This is a genomic window from Actinacidiphila polyblastidii, assembly GCF_036353415.1.
Lineage (GTDB): Bacteria > Actinomycetota > Actinomycetes > Streptomycetales > Streptomycetaceae > Actinacidiphila > Actinacidiphila polyblastidii.
On the sequence record NZ_JAZEWV010000030.1, the window covers coordinates 47,793 to 64,944 of the forward strand.

Genomic DNA, 17,152 nt, shown 5'->3' on the forward strand with positions numbered 1-17,152 from the left:
CTTACCCGTCCGCGGTCCGCTCCGGTCCGGCGGCGGGATCCGGGCGGAGCGATCCGCGCGGCACGGTCAGCGGAACCGCGCGCTGACCGCGTCGAACACCTTCTTCGCGTCAGGTCCCAGCCGCGGCCCGGCGATCCAGACGTGGGTCTGCGTGCCGATCGAGGTGTCGCTGACGAGCGCGGTGCTGCCGTCGGGCCGGGAGGCGAACCAGCCGCCGCCCGACGCGCCGCCGGTCATCGTGCAGCCGATGCGGTACGCCGCCGGGTCCCGCCCGTCCAGCGACAGCCGTCCAGGCCGGCCCGCACAGACGTACATCCGCTGCCCGTCGTACGGCAGTGCCGCCGGATACCCCCACGCCTCCATCACGCCGATCTGCCGCATCGGCGGTGCGTCGAACCAGACCGGCATGGCCGTCCCGACCGCCTCCTCCAGCGACCTGCCGCCCTTCTCCGGGGTCACGTGCAGCACCGCGAAGTCGTACACGGACCCGCTGCCGCCCTGCTCCGAGCCCGAGGCGATCCACTGCTCGGGGGTGCTCGCCCAGTCGACCCAGTACACGCCGTAGGGTGCCAGCGCTTCCCGGGACGCGCCCTTGAGCTGCGCCGCGCTGCGACCGGCGTCGTCGTAGTCGGGCACGAAGGCGATGTTGCGGTACCAGCCGCCGTCCCTGCCGGCGTGGACGCAGTGCCCGGCCGTCCAGACCAGGTTCGATCTGCCGAGGTGCGCGGGGTCCTGCACGACCGTCGCCGAACAGACGAGAGCCCCTTGCGGGCCGTCGAAGAACAGCTTCCCGACCGCTGCCGCGCCGGTGTGGTAGGGCGGTGTGACCTGGCGGGCCGGGACCGGAGCGGGTTCCGGGTCGGTGCTGCCGCGGTCGGCCCCCAGGTCCGCCGGCACCTGCTTGTCGCCCTGGTCGGCGGCCTTCATGCGGTCGTCGCTCCACAGGCCGTCGACCACCGGGTTGACGAAGTCCTTCGCCCTGCGCAGCCAGGTCGCCCGGTCCCAGTCCTGCCAGCCGCCGTCACGGTAGGCCCGCTCCCACTTCTTCAGGTCCTGCGCGCTGGTGGGCAGGGAGGCCGGCAGGCGGGGAACCCCGAGGCGGTGGGCATCGGCCGCCGCGGACGGTCCCGAGGTCGCCCGGGAGGCCGGTTTCGGCGTCGTGGGCTCAGGATGCGCGCCGCCGGAGCTGCCGCAGGCGGCGACCGTGCCGGTGAGCAGTACCGCGACGGCGACCGCGACCGCCGGTGCCCGGCGTCCGCGGCGGTGTGTGAACGGCATGGCCGGGCCCCCTGGGATACGGCGCGGCGCTCCGCGCCCGCTTCCTTCTGCGTCGGACCCAGGGACGGCCGGGGAGCTGAGTGCGGTTCCGTACGGAAAGTTCTCGCGACCGACCGTGATCGGTTCGTCACCGCGTCGTTAGTACGGACGGGGGACGAGGCGACGGGAAAGCGATCCGGAGGAGAGAACACGTGGCGGCCATTTCCAGCGCGCCGGGACAACCGGCGGCAGCGGCCGACGACTTCGGCACGGGCGAGGAGATCCTCCGCCGGCAGGCGCAGCGCGAGTCCGCGGCCCGCACCTACGCGCGGTCGCTGCCCGTGGTGCCGGTGCGCGCCCGCGGCATGACGGTGGAGGGCGCCGACGGCCGCCGCTACCTCGACTGCCTGTCAGGGGCGGGCACCCTCGCCCTGGGCCACAACCACCCGGTCGTGCTCGAAGCCATCAGAGGCGTGCTGGACTCCGGGGCGCCGCTGCATGTGCTGGACCTCGCCACACCGGTGAAGGACGAGTTCACCACCGCCCTGTTCGAGACGCTGCCGCGGGAACTGGCCGAGCACGGGCGCATCCAGTTCTGCGGGCCGGCCGGCACCGACGCCGTCGAGGCGGCCGTCAAGCTCACCAGGGCGGCCACCGGACGCGCCGGACTGCTGGCCTTCTCCGGCGCCTACCACGGCATGACCGCGGGGGCGCTCGCCGCCACGGGCGACAACTTCCTGCGCGCCATGGTCGGCGAGGCGGACGCGCGCGTCACCCGCCTGCCCTATCCGTACGACTACCGGTGCCCGTTCGGCACCGGCGGCGACCGGGGAGCGGAGCTGTCCGCACGGTGGACCGCGCACCTGCTGGACGACCCCAAGGGCGGGGTGCAGCCGCCGGCGGCGATGCTGCTGGAGCCGGTGCAGGGCGAGGGCGGGGTCATCCCGGCGCCCGACGCCTGGATGCGCAGGATGCGCGAGATCACCGCGGCGCGCGGCATCCCCCTGATCGCCGACGAGGTGCAGACCGGGGTCGGCCGCACCGGCACCTTCTGGGCGGTGGAACGCAGCGGCGTGGTGCCGGACGTCATGGTGCTCTCCAAGGCGATCGGCGGCAGCCTCCCGCTGGCCGTGATCGTCTACCGCGAGGAGCTCGACGTCTGGCAGCCCGGCGCGCACGCCGGCACCTTCCGCGGCAACCAGCTGGCCATGGCCGCCGGCACCGCGACGCTGCGGTACGTGCGGCGCAACGCCCTGCACGAACGCGCGGAGGCACTCGGCGCGCGGATGCTCGGCCGCCTGCGCGGGCTCGCCGCCCACCACGCGTGCGTCGGCGACGTCAGAGGACGCGGCCTGATGATCGGTGTGGAACTCGTCGACACCGAGGCCGAACCCGACGACTACGGCGCCCTCCCGGCCGCGCCGGCACTGGCCGCCCGGGTCCGGCACGAAGCGCTGCGCCGCGGCCTGATCGTCGAACTCGGCGGCCGCCACGCCGCGGTGGTACGGCTGCTGCCGCCGCTGACGATCACCGACGAGCAGGCCGAGGCGGTGCTCGAACGGCTGGGCGACGCCATCGAGGCCGCCGCCGGCACCCGCACAGGCAGCCACCCCGGCGGCCGTACGGGCACCCACGCCGGGCCGCCGCCCACCGGCGGGTACACCGGGCCCCCGGCGTCCAGCGGCTTGCCGCTGGACGCCACCTGCGCCCCGGCCGGCGCGTCCGGCGCCGCGCCTCGCCGAGGCGCCGTATGACCCCGGCCGGCGAGCAGCCCGGCAGCCGGCCGACCGAACCGACCAGTGGAGCTTCCGGCATGACCGCACCGAGTGCCGCCCCTGCCGCGCCCCCCGAGGGCGCGGTGCCCGCGCAGCGCACCCGCACCGCCGACCCCGCCCCCGACCCGCTGACGCACCACGAGCCCTACGGCGTCGCCGACGCGGCCGGCGCCGAGGCGCTGCTGCGCTGCTGGGTGCGCGAGACCGGAGTCGGCCGTCCGGCCGACGGGACGCTGCGGATGGCGCTACCGGCCTCGGGAACCGCCGTGTGGACGGCCGTCCGGCACTGGTCGGCCACCGGCCACCACCGCTTCGGACCGGTCCGCGTCGGCGCCGGCCCGAGCCCGGTCGGCCCGAGCGCCTCGGGCCCGAGCACTGCCGCTCCCGGCGACGCGGCCGGCCCGGCCGACGCTCTCGGCGCCCCCGCACCGTCCGATGGCGCGACGCGCCGTCCGCTGACCGCCGTCGAACTGGCCGCGCTGCTGGTCAGGGAGGGCGGCGGCGACGGTGCGGAAGGCGCCGACCTGGTCGGGCGGGTGGCCGACTCGGTACGGCGCACCGCGGTCTTCGTCGCCGAGCGCCGCCGGCGCCCGGGACCGGCCGAACCGGAGCTGCCCTTCCTGGACACCGAGCAGGCGCTGCTCCTCGGCCACCCGCTGCATCCCGCGCCCAAGGGACGCGAGGGCCTCTCAGACGCCGAGAGCCGCGCCTACTCGCCCGAACTGCACGGCCGTTTCCCGCTGCACTGGCTCGCCGTGGACCGCGCGGTGCTGGCCGACGACTCCGCGTGGACCGAGCGGGGGCGTACGGTGCCGGCCGCCACCCTGCTGACCGCGCTGGCAGGCCCCGGACTCGCGCTGCCCGACGGTACCGCGCCGCTGCCGCTGCACCCCTGGCAGGCCGGCGACATCCGTCACCGGCCGGCCGTGCGGGCGCTCTTCGACGCGGGGCTGCTGCACGACCTCGGCACGCTCGGCGACCCCTGGCACCCCACGTCCTCGGTCCGCACCGTCTACCGGGCCGGCGCCCCGGCGATGCTCAAACTGTCGCTCGGCCTGAGGATCACCAACTCCCGCCGCGAGAACCTCCGCAAGGAGCTGCTGCGCGGCACCGAGGTGCACCGGCTGCTGCGCAGCGGCCTGGCCGCACAGTGGCATGCCGTCCATCCCGGCTTCGACATCGTGCGCGACCCGGCCTGGCTCGGGGTGGACGGCCCGGACGGCCGGCCCGTGCAGGGGCTCGACGTGGTGCTCCGGCACAGCCCGTTCGGCCTCGGCGACCAGGTGCACTGCCTGGCCGGGCTCACCTCGCCGCGGGCCTGGCCGGAGCTGCCCGCCCCGGCCCTGCGCTCGCACCTCGCGGTGCTCGTCGACCGCCTCGCCGAGCGCACCGGCAGGTCCGCCGCGGCCGTCGCCACCGAGTGGTTCCTGCGGTATCTGGACGCGGTGGTCCGGCCGGTGCTCTGGCTCGACGGGCAGGCCGGCGTCGCCCTGGAAGCCCACCAGCAGAACACGCTCGTCCTGCTCGACGCCGAGGGCTGGCCGCGCGGCGGACGCTACCGCGACAACCAGGGCTACTACTTCCGGGAGTCCCGCCGCGCCGACCTCGAACGGCGCCTGCCCGGCATCGGAGCCGCCAGCGACACCTTCGTCGCGGACGAGGTCGCCGACGAGCGGTTCGCCTACTACCTCGGCATCAACAACGTGCTCGGGCTGATCGGCGCCTTCGGCTCCCAGGAGCTGGTCGCGGAAGAAGTGCTGCTGGCCGCCTTCAGGCGGTTCCTCGGCACCGCCACGGGCCACGGCAGCGGGCTCCCGGAGCGGCTGCTCACGAGCCCCGAACTGCGCTGCAAGGCCAACCTGCTCACCCGCCTGCACGGCATGGACGAACTCGTCGGCCCGGTCGACACCCAGTCCGTGTACGTCACCATCGCCAATCCGGTGCTCGCGGCGGAACCGGCCGCGCCCGCCGCCGCGCCAGCGCCCCCGCCCGCCACCACCGACCCCGCGGGGCCGGCGGCCCTGACCGCCCCGACCGCGTGCTGAGCGGCCGCCCGCCCGCCGCCGAGAAGAGGAAGGAGGTCCGATGCCGTCCGCAGACCCCAGCACCGAGGACACCCTCGACCTGAAACTGCCCCCCGAGGTCATCGCCCTCTTCGCCGCCATGCCGCTCTCGGCCGCCGGAGAAGGCGCCGAGCGGACCACCGGGCCGACTGCCGGGCAGAGCGCGGAAGGGGCCGCCGAGCAGACCGCGGCACGGACCGCCGGCGCGGGCCCGGCCGTGGCCGCCGCCGGGCCGCCCGACATGCCGCGCCGGCCGGACCCGGCCGACCACTCGGACCTGCTCGACCGGCTCGCCGACTGGCCCGCGGCTGCCACACCCGCCGGCAGTTTCCGGCTCCTCCCGGTCGAACCGGACCGCGACCTCGACCTGATCGCGCGGTGGATGAACGATCCGGCCGTCGCCGAGTTCTGGGAGCTGGCGGGGGACCCGGAGGTCACCGACCGGCACCTGCGGTCGCAGCTCGACGGCGACGGGCGCAGCGTGCCGTGCCTCGGCGTCCTGGACGGCGTGCCGATGAGCTACTGGGAGCTCTACCGCGCCGACCTCGACCCGCTCGCCCGGCACTACCCGGCCAGGCCCCACGACACCGGCGTCCACCTGCTCGTCGGCGGCGTCGCCGACCGCGCCCGCGGCCTCGGCGGCACCCTGCTGCGAGCCGTCTCCGACCTGGTGCTGGACAACCGGCCCGGCTGCACCCGGGTCGTCGCCGAACCCGACCTGCGCAACACTCCTTCCGTCGCCGCCTTCCTCACCGCCGGTTTCCGCCTCTGCCTGGAGCTCGAACTGCCGGGCAAGCGCGCCGCGCTGATGATCCGCGACCGAGCGCTGCGCCATCGCCTCTGAAACCACTGCCTCGGAACGACCGCCTCAGGAGCCCACCGTGATCGCCCCCGTCCCGCCGACCGACTCCGCCGGCTGGCAGCACGCATCCCGCCGCCTGCTGGCCAAGATGCTCGCCGAGTTCGCGTACGAGGAGGTGATCGAGCCCGAGCCGGACCCGGACGCGGGACCCGGCGCGTACCGGATCGCGCTCGACGACGCGACCACCTACCGCTTCCGCGCGCGACGGGGCGCGTACGGGAGCTGGCAGGTGGAGGCGGACAGCATCACCCCCACCGGCGATCCGCTGCACTTCCTCGCCCACGGCCACGAGACCGTGCTGGGGCTCACCGGCGACACCACGGGCCACCTGATCAGGGAGCTGCTCGCGACGCTGAGCGCGGACCTGCGACTGGACGCCGGGGCGCTGACCGCAGCCGAACTCGCCGACCTGGACTACGCCGAACTCGAAGGGCACCAGACCGGCCACCCCTGGCTCGTGGCGAACAAGGGGCGTATCGGGTTCTCGGACGCGGACGCCGCCCGCTGGGCGCCGGAGGCCCGCAGACCCGTCCGGCTGCCCTGGATCGCCGTCCACCGCGACCTCGCGGCCTTCCGCGGCACCGGCACCGTCACCACCCCCGAACTCCTCTACGCGGAGGAACTCGCCCCCGCCGTGCTGGAGACCTTCCGGCACGCCATCGCCGACCGGCACCGTGACCCGCGCGACTACCTGCTGCTGCCGGTGCACCCGTGGCAGTGGGACCAGGTCGTCGCGCCGCTGTTCGCCCCCGCGATCGCCGACGGCACCATCATGCACCTCACCACCGACAACGACCTGCGGCTGCCGCAGCAGTCCGTGCGGACCTTCCTCAACGCCAGCCGCCCGAACCGCCGCACCGTGAAACTGCCGCTGTCGGTGCTGAACACCCTGGTCTGGCGCGGCCTGCCCACCGAGCGCACCCTCGCCGCACCGGCCGTCACGGCATGGGTGCACGGGCTGCGCGACCACGACAGGTTCCTGCGGGACGAGGCCCGGGTGATCCTGCTCGGCGAGGTCGCCTCGGTGACCGTCGCCCACCCGCAGTACGACCAGCTGCCCACCGTTCCCTACCAGTACCGCGAACTGCTCGGCTGTATCTGGCGCGAGCCGCTCGCCGCCTATCTGGACCCCGGCGAGCGTCCGCGCACGCTGGCCGCGCTCCTGCACACCGATCCCGCGGGCCGCGCGTTCACCGCGGAACTCGTCGAACGCTCCGGACTCGACGCACGGGTATGGCTGCGGCACCTGTTCGCGGCGGTGCTCCCGCCGCTGCTGCACTTCCTCTACCGCTATGGCACGGTGTTCTCCCCGCACGGTGAGAACGCCATCGTGGTCTTCGACGAACACGACGTCCCGGTGCGGCTCGCGGTGAAGGACTTCGTCGACGACGTCAACGTCTCGGCGGAACCCCTGCCGGAACACCGCAGCATGCCGCCGGACGTTCGTGCCGTGCTGCTGACCGAGCCGGCCGCATTCCTGCCGCAGTTCATCCATTCGGGGTTGTTCGTCGGAGTGCTGCGCTATCTGGCGCCGCTGTGCGAGCGTCAACTCGGCGTGCCGGAAAGCGATTTCTGGGCGCTGGTACGGGAGGCGATCATCCGCCACCAGGACCGCTTTCCCGAGCTGAAGGAACGGTTCGCGCTCTTCGACCTGCTCACCGCGCGGATCGCGCGGCTGTGCCTGAACCGCAACCGCCTGCACCTCGACGGATACCGCGACCGGGCGCAGCGCCCGCACGCCGCCGTCCACGGCAGCGTGCCCAACCCGCTGCACACCCCCTGACCGGCCGATACGATGGCCGGGCGGCCGGACGGAAGGACGCAAGGGGGGCGGAATGCGCGCGCAGGCAGACGCCGGGACCTGCCCGGAGTGCGGCACGACCGGCGCCCAGGCCGGCCAGCTGGTGTGCCGGGGGTGCTTCGTCCCGTTCGCGCTGATGCCCGCCGCACGGGGGCCGGCCGCGGGCCCGGTGGGCCCGAACGCGCGGGCAGGCGGCGACCCCGACGCGACGGACGCGCTGCCGCAGGCCGGGCAGGGTGCGGCCGCCGCCGACTCGGAGCACACCAGGATCATCAACGTCATCCCCGGCGCCCTGCCCCGCTCCGCCAAGACGCGCAGGGACGCCCCCGCACGCGCCCTGCGGCTCAGCTTCCCCAGTGGTGAGATCGTCGCCGTCCAGCTCGGCGAGCAGATCAGGCTGGGCCGCGAGCCGCAGTTCTGCCCCGCGGTGGCCTTCCTCGCCGCCCACGACAACCTCTCGCGGCTGCACGCCACGGTGGGCGTGGAGCTCGACGGCTCGGCCTGGATCGTCGACGAGGGCTCCACGAACGGGACGTTCGTGCACGGCTACCGGCTGACGGCGAGGGAGCGCGCGTCGCTGCGGCCCGGCGACAAGGTGCGGCTGGCCGCTGACGTCACCATCCGCATCATGCCCTAGGAGGGCCCGGCGTGACCGTCCGGGAAGGCCGAGCCGGGGCGGGGCCCGTCCGTGCCGGGAGCGGACGCACCGGGCGCCCCGGCCCGCGCCGCCGCATAGGCGGCGACGCAGCGCGCCAGCGGATGCCCCGCGCCCAGCGAGGAGGCGGTCTCCACGGCCAGCTCCCGCAGCCGCCGCGCCACCGCCGGAGTGCCGTTCAGGCCCTCCAGCGCCCTCACCCGGCCGAACAGCGCCGCAAAGGACGCCGGCTCGCCCTCCGCGCCCTGCCGCAGCACCTGCTGGAGCGCCTCCCAGTAGCGGCTCTCCGCGTCCGTGTGGCGGCCGGCCCGCAGCAGACCCTCGCCCTCCTCCAGCAGCGTCCACAGCAGCTGCCGTGAGCGCTGTTCCAGGGCCGTGGGGCTGGGCGGCGCGCCCCCTGCGGGAGGCAGCAGGGCCCGCAGCCTGGCGGCCGCCTCACCGGCGCCCGAGGGCCGCTCCCGGGGCTCCTTGGCGAGCAGCTGGTGCAGCAGCCGGGCGAGTTCCGGCGGGACGTCGGGTCGGCGGCGCTCGATGCGCTCAGGCACCCCGTGCACGTGGAGGTAGGCGAAACCCACGAAGGAGTCGGAGGAGAACGGCGGCTCCTCGGCGAGCAGCGCGTACAGCACGCAGCCCACCGCGTACAGGTCGGACTGCCCGGTGACGGTCCTGCCCTGCGCCTGCTCGGGCGAGAAGTAGGCGGGGGAGCCGAGCACCTTGGCGGGGTCGGTGTAGCGGGTCAGCGTGGAGTCCCGCTGCGAGACCAGCCCGAAGTCGCAGATCTTCACCACACCGTCCGGGAGCAGCATCAGATTCTCCGGCTTGATGTCGCGGTGCACCAGGCCGTGCTCGTGGGCGTGCTGGAGCCCCGCGCAGATCTGCGCGCCGTAGGCGACGACCTCGGCGACCGGCAGGCCGCCGCGCGCCAGCAGCACGCGGCCCAGATCGCTGCCGCGCAGCAGTTCCATCACCATGAACGGCCGGCCGGCGTGCTCGCCCGCGTCGTGGACGACGGCCACGTTGGGATGGCTGAGCGCGGCCGCGGCGAACGCCTCGCGGCGGAAGCGGCCCTGCCGCTCGACGCGCTCGCCGTCCGCCCACTCGGCGCGCAGCGTCAGCACCTTGACCGCGACCCGGCGCCCGAGCTGCGTGTCCTGCGCGGCGAACACCCGGCCGAAACCGCCGCCGCCGAGGACCTCCTCCAGCCGGTAGCGGCCCCGCAGGACCGTACCGACGCCGATCTCCTCCGACACCCCGTCCTCAATCACTCGCCCCCGCCGCCGCGCCCCCCGTGCGGGACCCGCGGCGTCGCACGGCTCTCACGCCGCATACGGCCAGAAGCTAGCACCGGCCGGGCGGACCGGCCCCGGGAACGGTCGGGCCCGGCCGGACCGTGCTCTTTCCCGCCCGAAACCGGTGCCGTATCGGTTCGCCCGCCGGGAAGGGGACGGGGTTGTCAGTGGGCCGCCGTAGGCTGGCCCCCCTATGGACGCCACGACCAGCCCCCTGCCGCCGGCGACCGCGGTGCAGGGCCCACCAGAACTCACCGACCTGCTGCACGCCGCCGTCTCCGCCGTCGGCGGGGTGGAGCGGGACGGGCAGGTCACCATGGCCCGAGCCGTCGAAGCCGCCGTCGACGACCAGTCCCATCTGCTCGTCCAGGCGGGCACCGGCACCGGAAAGTCCCTCGGATACCTGGTCCCCGCGCTCGCGCACGGCGAGCGGGTCGTGGTGGCGACCGCGACCCTCGCGCTGCAGCGGCAGCTGGTGGAGCGGGACCTGCCGCGCACCGTGGAGGCGCTGAAACCGCTGCTGCGCCGCGAGCCGCAGTACGCCATGCTCAAGGGCCGCTCCAACTACCTGTGCCTGCACCGGCTCCACGAGGGGGTGCCGCAGGACGAGGAGGACGGCCTCTTCGACCCCTTCGAGGCCGCGGCGCCGACCAGCAAGCTCGGCAAGGACCTGCTGCGGCTGCGCGACTGGGCGGACGAGACCGAGACCGGCGACCGCGACGGCCTGACCCCCGGCGTCTCCGACCGCGCCTGGAGCCAGGTCGCGGTCACCTCCCGGGAGTGCCTGGGCGCCACCAAGTGCGCCTACGGAGCGGAGTGCTTCGCCGAGGCGGCCCGTGAGCGCGCGAAGCTCGCCGACGTGGTGGTCACCAACCACGCCCTGCTCGCCATCGACGCCATCGAGGGCGCGCCGGTGCTGCCGAGCCACGAGGTGCTGATCGTCGACGAGGCCCACGAACTGGTCTCCCGCGTCACCGGCGTCGCGACCGGCGAGCTCTCCCCGATCGGCGTCAACCGCGCGGTCAAGCGCGCCTCCAGACTGGTGAACGAGAAGGCAGCCGACGCCCTGCTGAGCGCGGGCGAGGGCTTCGAGCGGGTCATGGAGCTCGCGCTGCCGGGCCGGCTGGAGGAGATCCCGGAGGACCTCGGCTACACGCTGGCCGCGTTGCGCGACGCCTGCCGCCAGGTGATCACCGCGCTCGGCGACACCCGCGACAAGTCGGTGCAGGACGAGGACGCGGTCCGCAAGCAGGCCCTCGCCTCCGTCGAGCACGTCCACGAGGTAGCGGAACGCCTGGTGCAGGGTTCGGAGTACGACGTGGTGTGGTGCGAGCGGCACGACCGCTTCGGGGCGTCCCTGAGGGTGGCGCCGCTGAGCGTGTCCGGGCTGCTGCGCGAGAAGCTGTTCACCGAGCGGTCCGTCGTGCTGACCTCCGCCACCCTCAGGCTCGGCGGCGACTTCAACGGCGTAGCCGCCTCACTGGGGCTGTCGGCCGAGGGAACCGAGGGCGAGGACGTGCCGGTCTGGAAGGGCCTCGACGTGGGATCGCCCTTCGACTACCCCCGGCAGGGCATCCTCTACGTGGCCAGGCACCTCGCCCAGCCCGGCCGGGACGCCAGCCGCGAGGACATGCTGGACGAACTCGCCGAGCTGATCGAGGCGGCGGGGGGCCGCACGCTCGGGCTGTTCTCCTCCATGCGAGGCGCGCAGGCCGCCGCCGAGGCGATGCGCGGGCGGCTGGAGCATCCCGTGCTCCTGCAGGGCGAGGAGACCCTGGGCGAGCTGATCAAGACCTTCGCGCAGGACGCCAGGACGTGTCTGTTCGGGACGCTGTCGCTGTGGCAGGGCGTCGACGTGCCCGGCGTGAACTGCCAGCTGGTCGTCATGGACCGCATCCCCTTCCCGCGCCCGGACGACCCGCTGATGAGCGCGCGGCAGAAGTCCGTCGAGGAGCACGGGGGCAACGGTTTCATGGCCGTGGCGGCCACCCACGCCGCCCTGCTGATGGCCCAGGGCGCGGGGCGGCTGATCCGCGCCGCCGCCGACCGCGGAGTGGTCGCCGTCCTCGACCCGCGGCTGGCGAACGCGCGCTACGGCAGCTTCCTGCGGGCCTCGATGCCCGGGTTCTGGTACACGACGGACCGCAACCAGGTGCGGAAGTCGCTGGCGGCGATCGACGCCGCGGCCACCGTCTGAGCCCACCGGCCCCCCGAGCCCACCGGCCACCCACCGGCCCCCAGCCGCCAGCCCCGTGTCCTGTGCCAATCGGCCTGCGCCAGGGACCTGGGGCACGGGGCCTGCGGGGCCTGGAGCGGGCCTGGGGAGGGCGCAGGCCGGCCCGCGGTGTGTGCGGCGGCGACACGGCGGAGCCCCGGTCACCATGCGGTGGTCCGGGGCTCGTGGGTCCTCGGCTGCCGAGGGGTGGCGGCAGCCGAGGTGAAGCGGCGGCGAGGGCGTCAGACCCGGCGCAGCACCGCCACGACCTTGCCGAGGATGGTGGCCTCGTCACCCGCGATGGGCTGGTAGGCGGCGTTGTGCGGAAGCAGCCACACATGCCCGTTGTCCCGCTTGAAGCGCTTGACGGTCGCCTCGCCGTCGAGCATCGCGGCGACGATGTCGCCGTTCTCCGCGACGGGCTGGCGGCGTACCGTCACCCAGTCGCCGTCGCAGATCGCGGCCTCGATCATCGAGTCGCCGACCACCTTGAGGACGAACAGCTCACCGTCGCCCACCAGCTGACGCGGCAGCGGGAAGACGTCCTCGACGGACTCCTCGGCCAGGATCGGACCGCCGGCCGCGATGCGACCGACCAGCGGCACATAGGAGGCCGAGGGCTTGCCCGTGGTGTCGGTCGGCTGCGGGTGGCCGGCGTCCGAGGCGCGCACCTCGTAGGCGCGCGGGCGGTGCGGGTCGCGGCGCAGGAAGCCCTTGCGCTCCAACGCCATCAGCTGGTGCGCGACCGAAGAGGTGCTGGACAGGCCGACGGCCTGGCCGATCTCGCGCATGGACGGCGGATATCCGCGCCGCTGCACCGAGTCCCTGATGACCTCGATAACGCGGCGCTGGCGCTCGGTGAGTCCCGAGCTGTCCGCGCGAATACCCGGGGGGCGTCCGGGAAGCGCGCGTGCGGGCTTGGGTGCGCTGTCTTCGTTCATCACGTCCAACGTGCCGATTCGATCCGGGGAGCGGTCTTGGGCGGTCAGTGTGGCTGTGGCGCTCTCTGCGGCGGTGGTCACGGCGGCCCCTTTTCGAGATGTTCTCCACCGCATGGACTGCGGTCGGCCCGCTCGCGGCACGGGCAGTTAGTACAACGGTAGTGGGTTTCGAAAGGTTGCGCCAAACACACGTTCGAGTGAATTTGCATAAATCCGCTGACGTGATCAAGGTACCGGGTGTATTGATCGAATGGAAGTTCGATTGCCGGATTTCCTCCGAGAGGGCTGCGAGAGGCCTGCGAGAGGCCGCCGAGAGGTCCTCAAGAGGGCCTGCGACGGGTCTGCGAGAGGCCCCCGCGGGCGACGGCGCCCAGTCTGTCACCGGCGCTCGCGGCGTGTTCGCGGAAGCGCTCCATCCGGCGCTCGCCTACGCTGCGAGACGTCGCGAGCCCGGTGCGTGCACGCGCCTCGCCCGGCGGCCCGCGACGCGCGAAAGTCGCGACACGCAGTCGGGGGGCCCTTGTACGCGGACCCCACATCTAGTGGTTAGATGGGACCCGGGCACCACAAGTTGTGGTCGTAGAAGTGGCAGTTGGTCGGGTTCCTCCGGTCGGCCATGACCTGCGCAGGCCCTGCTGAAGCGTTTCGTCATGCGCTCACCCCCGGGTGAGGAAGGGAGCGGAAGACCGTGCACTGCCCCTTCTGCCGGCACCCCGACAGCCGTGTCGTGGACAGCCGCACCACCGACGACGGAGCCTCGATCCGCCGCCGCCGCCAGTGCCCGGACTGCAACCGGCGCTTCACCACGGTCGAGACCGCGACCCTGATGGTGATCAAGCGCAGCGGCGTGACCGAGCCCTTCAGCCGCAACAAGGTCATCGCCGGCGTCCGCAAGGCATGCCAGGGGCGTCCCGTCACCGAGGACGCGCTCGCCCAGCTCGGGCAGCGCGTCGAGGAGGCGGTCAGGGCGACCGGCAGCGCCGAACTGTCGACCCACGACGTGGGGCTGGCCATACTCGGCCCGCTTCAGGACCTCGACCTGGTCGCGTATCTGCGGTTCGCCTCGGTGTACCGCGCGTTCGACTCGCTCGAGGACTTCGAGACGGCCATCACGGAGCTGCGCGAGCAGCTCCCACCCAAGACCCCCGGCGGGCTCGACGAGGACCTCGGGGTCCCCGCGCCCGCGGCCGCCGCGGACTGATCCCAGCGGCGCGAGGCGTCCCCGAGGGGACATGGACTTGCCGGAGCGCCCAGGCGGCGCCGAGGCGGCAGACATCACCGTGCCACGGGGAAGAACCGGGCACATCTGGGCGTTTTCGCCCGTACAGGGAGGCGGCATGACAGAGACGACGAGCGGCCCGGCGCGCACTGCGCGGACCAAGGGGTCGAAGGCGGCCAAGGGGCTGCGCATCGAGCGCATCCACACCACTCCGGGCGTGCACCCGTACGACGAGGTGACCTGGGAGCGCCGCGACGTCGTCATGACGAACTGGCGCGACGGCTCGATCAACTTCGAGCAGCGCGGCGTGGAGTTCCCCGACTTCTGGTCGGTGAACGCCGTCAACATCGTCACGAGCAAGTACTTCCGCGGCGCGGTCGGCAGTCCGCAGCGCGAGCAGAGCCTGCGGCAGCTCATCGACCGCGTCGTGCTGACCTACCGCAGGGCGGGCGAGGAGCACGGCTACTTCGCCTCCCCCGCCGAGGCCGAGACCTTCGAGCACGAGCTGGCGTACGCGCTGCTGCACCAGGTGTTCAGCTTCAACTCCCCGGTGTGGTTCAACGTGGGCACCGCGCAGCCGCAGCAGGTCTCCGCGTGCTTCATCCTGTCCGTCGACGACTCCATGGAGTCGATCCTCGACTGGTACAAGGAAGAGGGCATGATCTTCAAGGGCGGCTCAGGGGCCGGCCTGAACCTCTCCCGGATCCGCTCCTCCAAGGAGCTGCTGTCCTCCGGCGGCAACGCCTCGGGCCCGGTCTCCTTCATGCGCGGCGCCGACGCCTCCGCGGGCACCATCAAGTCGGGCGGCGCCACCCGCCGCGCCGCCAAGATGGTCGTCCTCGACGTCGACCACCCGGACGTCGAGGCGTTCATCGAGACCAAGGTCAAGGAAGAGGCGAAGGTCCGCGCGCTGCGCGACGCCGGCTTCGACATGGACCTGGGCGGCGACGACATCACGTCCGTGCAGTACCAGAACGCCAACAACTCCGTGCGCGTGAACGACGAGTTCATGAAGGCGTACGAGTCGGGCTCGAAGTTCGGCCTGCGGGCGCGGATGACCGGCGAGGTCATGGAGGAGGTCGAGGCGCGGGCGCTGTTCCGCAAGCTGGCCGAGGCCGCCTGGGCGTGCGCCGACCCGGGCATCCAGTACGACGACACGATCAACCTGTGGCACACCTCGCCGGAGACCGGCAGGATCACCGCCTCGAACCCCTGCAGCGAGTACATGCACCTGGACAACTCCAGCTGCAACCTCGCCTCCCTGAACCTGCTGAAGTTCCTGCGGGACGACGGCAAGGGCCACCAGTCCTTCGAGGCCGAGCGGTTCGCGAAGGTCGTCGAGCTGGTCATCACGGCGATGGACATCTCCATCTGCTTCGCCGACTTCCCGACCGAGAAGATCGGCGAGACCACCCGGGCCTTCCGCCAGCTCGGCATCGGCTACGCCAACCTGGGCGCGCTGCTGATGGCGACCGGCCACGCGTACGACTCCGACGGCGGCCGCGCCCTGGCCGGCGCCATCACCTCGCTGATGACCGGCACGTCGTACAAGCGCTCCGCGGAACTGGCCGCCGTCGTCGGCCCCTACGACGGGTACGCGCGCAACGCCGAGGCCCACAAGCGCGTCATGAAGCAGCACGCCGACGCCAACAGCACGGCCGACCGCGCGGACGACCTGGACACCCCGGTGTGGGCGGCGGCGACCGAGGCGTGGCAGGACGTGATCCGGCTCGGCGAGAAGAACGGCTTCCGCAACGCCCAGGCGTCCGTGCTGGCCCCCACCGGCACCATCGGCCTGATGATGGACTGCGACACCACCGGTGTGGAGCCCGACCTGGCGCTGGTGAAGTTCAAGAAGCTGGTCGGCGGCGGCTCGATGCAGATCGTCAACCAGACGGTGCCCACCGCCCTGCGGCGGCTGGGTTACCAGGAAGAGCAGATCGAGGCGATCGTCGCCCACATCGCCGAGCACGGGAACGTGCTGGACGCGCCGGGCCTGCGCCAGGAGCACTACGAGGTCTTCGACTGCGCCATGGGCGAGCGGGCGATCTCCGCGATGGGCCACGTCCGGATGATGGCGGCGGCCCAGCCGTTCCTGTCCGGCGCCATCTCCAAGACCGTCAACCTGCCGGAGTCGGCGACCGTCGAGGAGGTGGAGGAGGTCTACTACGAGGGCTGGAAGCTCGGTCTGAAGGCGCTCGCCATCTACCGCGACAACTGCAAGGTCGGCCAGCCGCTGTCGGCGAAGAAGAAGGACGACGGCAAGGCCCCGGCGACCGGCGAGGCTCCCGCCGCGTCGGCCGCGCCCGCGGTCGAGAAGGTCGTCGAGTACCGCCCGGTCCGCAAGCGGCTGCCCAAGGGCCGTCCGGGGATCACCACGTCCTTCACGGTCGGCGGCGCCGAGGGCTACATGACGGCCAACTCCTACCCGGACGACGGCCTGGGCGAGGTCTTCCTGAAGATGTCCAAGCAGGGCTCGACCCTGGCGGGCATGATGGACGCCTTCTCGATCGCCGTCTCGGTGGGCATGCAGTACGGCGTCCCGCTGGAGACGTACGTCTCGAAGTTCACCAACATGCGCTTCGAGCCCGCCGGTATGACCGACGACCCGGACCTGCGGATGGCCCAGTCGATCGTCGACTACATCTTCCGCAGGCTCGCGCTGGACTTCCTGCCCTTCGAGACGCGCTCCGCCCTGGGCATCCACTCCGCCGAGGAGCGCCAGCGCCACCTGGACACCGGCTCCTACGAGGTCGCCGAGGACGAGGTCGACGTCGAGGGCCTGGCCCAGTCGGCGCCGCGCGAGACCGAGGCCCCCAAGCCGCTGTCGGTGGCGAAGCCCGCCCCGGCCGAGACGCCGGCCGCGGCGGTGCCCGCACCCAAGGAGGCGCACAACTCCACGGAGCTGCTGGAGATCCAGCTCGGCCTGAACGCCGACGCCCCGCTGTGCTTCTCCTGCGGCACCAAGATGCGCCGCGCCGGCAGCTGCTACCTGTGCGAGGGCTGCGGCTCCACCAGCGGCTGCAGCTGATCCACCCCGTGAGGGGGGCCGTTCGGGTGAACGGCCCCCCTCGC

General features: G+C 73.3%; 11 protein-coding genes. 8 read left to right on the forward strand and 3 right to left on the reverse strand.

The genetic code is table 11. From position 1 onward, the window contains the following. Positions 1 to 66 precede the first annotated feature (66 nt). Positions 67 to 1,278, reverse strand: a complete 1,212-nt coding sequence (locus V2S66_RS26550; protein ID WP_330799190.1) for a trypsin-like serine peptidase — start codon at positions 1,276 to 1,278, stop codon at positions 67 to 69. 200 nt (positions 1,279 to 1,478) lie between these two features. Between V2S66_RS26550 and V2S66_RS26555 the strand changes: the two genes are divergently transcribed. From V2S66_RS26555 to V2S66_RS26575, 5 genes are read left to right on the forward strand one after another with little or no spacing between them, the layout of a single operon-like run. Beyond that, positions 1,479 to 3,011 carry a diaminobutyrate--2-oxoglutarate transaminase family protein gene (locus tag V2S66_RS26555; RefSeq protein ID WP_330799231.1) on the forward strand — a complete coding sequence of 511 codons (1,533 nt, stop codon included), beginning with the start codon at positions 1,479 to 1,481 and terminating at the stop codon, positions 3,009 to 3,011. A 59-nt stretch (positions 3,012 to 3,070) separates the two neighbouring features. After that, positions 3,071 to 5,077 (forward strand): IucA/IucC family protein, encoded by a 2,007-nt coding sequence (locus tag V2S66_RS26560; protein WP_330799191.1) that lies wholly within the window; start codon positions 3,071 to 3,073, stop codon positions 5,075 to 5,077. A 40-nt stretch (positions 5,078 to 5,117) separates the two neighbouring features. Continuing rightward, positions 5,118 to 5,939, forward strand: a complete 822-nt coding sequence (locus tag V2S66_RS26565) for a GNAT family N-acetyltransferase (protein WP_330799192.1) — start codon at positions 5,118 to 5,120, stop codon at positions 5,937 to 5,939. Positions 5,940 to 5,976: 37 nt separating this feature from the next. Beyond that, positions 5,977 to 7,740 (forward strand): IucA/IucC family protein, encoded by a 1,764-nt coding sequence (locus tag V2S66_RS26570; RefSeq protein ID WP_330799194.1) that lies wholly within the window; start codon positions 5,977 to 5,979, stop codon positions 7,738 to 7,740. 52 nt (positions 7,741 to 7,792) lie between these two features. Beyond that, complete coding sequence (locus tag V2S66_RS26575) at positions 7,793 to 8,395, forward strand: FHA domain-containing protein (RefSeq protein ID WP_330799195.1); 603 nt, start codon at positions 7,793 to 7,795, stop codon at positions 8,393 to 8,395. On the opposite strand, the gene V2S66_RS26580 is transcribed toward V2S66_RS26575, so the two are convergent. Further along, complete coding sequence (locus tag V2S66_RS26580) at positions 8,392 to 9,663, reverse strand: serine/threonine-protein kinase (protein ID WP_330799196.1); 1,272 nt, start codon at positions 9,661 to 9,663, stop codon at positions 8,392 to 8,394. The genes V2S66_RS26575 and V2S66_RS26580 overlap by 4 nt on opposite strands. Before the next feature lie 232 nt (positions 9,664 to 9,895). Here V2S66_RS26580 and V2S66_RS26585 point away from each other — a divergent pair, with 232 nt between their 5' ends. Beyond that, a complete protein-coding gene (locus V2S66_RS26585; protein ID WP_330799197.1) occupies positions 9,896 to 11,899 on the forward strand; it encodes an ATP-dependent DNA helicase in 2,004 nt (667 codons plus the stop codon). A gap of 260 nt (positions 11,900 to 12,159) precedes the next feature. On the opposite strand, the gene lexA is transcribed toward V2S66_RS26585, so the two are convergent. Next, the gene (gene lexA, locus V2S66_RS26590; protein ID WP_330799198.1) at positions 12,160 to 12,939 is read right to left on the reverse strand and encodes a transcriptional repressor LexA; all 780 of its coding nucleotides are present in this window, start codon (positions 12,937 to 12,939) and stop codon (positions 12,160 to 12,162) included. A 607-nt stretch (positions 12,940 to 13,546) separates the two neighbouring features. Here lexA and nrdR point away from each other — a divergent pair. Together nrdR and V2S66_RS26600 are read left to right on the forward strand one after the other, a co-directional pair. Beyond that, positions 13,547 to 14,059, forward strand: coding sequence for a transcriptional regulator NrdR (nrdR, locus tag V2S66_RS26595; protein WP_330799199.1), 513 nt, complete (start codon positions 13,547 to 13,549; stop codon positions 14,057 to 14,059). A gap of 136 nt (positions 14,060 to 14,195) precedes the next feature. After that, positions 14,196 to 17,108, forward strand: a complete 2,913-nt coding sequence (locus V2S66_RS26600) for a vitamin B12-dependent ribonucleotide reductase (RefSeq protein ID WP_330799200.1) — start codon at positions 14,196 to 14,198, stop codon at positions 17,106 to 17,108. Positions 17,109 to 17,152: the final 44 nt, after the last annotated feature.